Origin of the sequence: Photorhabdus sp. RM323S (genome assembly GCF_042879375.1) — a bacterium.
Taxonomy (GTDB): domain Bacteria; phylum Pseudomonadota; class Gammaproteobacteria; order Enterobacterales; family Enterobacteriaceae; genus Photorhabdus; species Photorhabdus tasmaniensis.
Genome location: NZ_JBHFKZ010000172.1, coordinates 1 through 825, shown reverse-complemented (window position 1 = coordinate 825; position 825 = coordinate 1). Strand labels below are relative to the sequence as shown.

1 protein-coding gene is annotated in these 825 nt (G+C 49.8%); it reads left to right on the top strand.

Annotation, left to right across the window (positions count from 1 at the left end):
• Positions 1-825 (top strand): shufflon system plasmid conjugative transfer pilus tip adhesin PilV (gene pilV, locus ACGF7G_RS22515; protein WP_387468514.1); only part of this gene is annotated, 825 nt, incomplete at both ends.

Below are 825 nucleotides of genomic sequence, written 5' to 3'. Positions count from 1 at the left end.
AGCGTCGAGAGCTTATATTGGTCGTTATTATGATAGGTTACGGAATTTAGCAACGACAACCCAGCCTGTGATGATCACCCCGGATATGTTGAGAAAAACGGGGCTGTTGCCATCTGGATTCAAAGACACCAACAGTTCAGGGCAGCGCTATCAGACCGCTGTAGTGCGCAATACCCAGGATCCGGCACTATTGCAGGCAATAGTAGTGACACAAGAAGGGAGTCCATTACCTTATAAAGCCCTGCGCCTGGTATCGATGGATATCTCTACCGGATTGGGGGGATATATTCGGGATGGCAAGACGGCTACCGGCGCAATTAGCACATGGACCGTGCCTTTAAAGGATTTTGGGATAAACAGTGGTGAAGGTCATCTGGTCGTGTTATTGAGCGCAGATGAGTTATCTGCTGCCCGTGAGGAGAGCGACCGATTGTACCGTTTTGCGGTCCCCGGTCGTCCGGAACTGAACAAAATGCATACTGACATTAACATGGGAGGCAACAACCTGAACAATACGGCTACCGTGAATGCACAGGCTGGACATTTCAGTGGCGATATCCAAGCGAATGCCGGCCAGTTTCAGGGGGATATTCGTAGCCACGATGGCTGGATTATGACGACAAAGAATAAAGGCTGGTTAAACGAAACCTATGGTGGTGGTTGGATGATGTCAGACAGCAACTGGCTTCGCAGCGTCAATAATAAAAGCATTTATACGCAGGGGCAAATCAAAGGCGGCGCCCTTCGGGCTGATGGTCGTCTGTCGACAGGGGAGTTTTTACAACTTGATAAAGTGACTATGGCGGGTACGGCCTGTTTACCCAA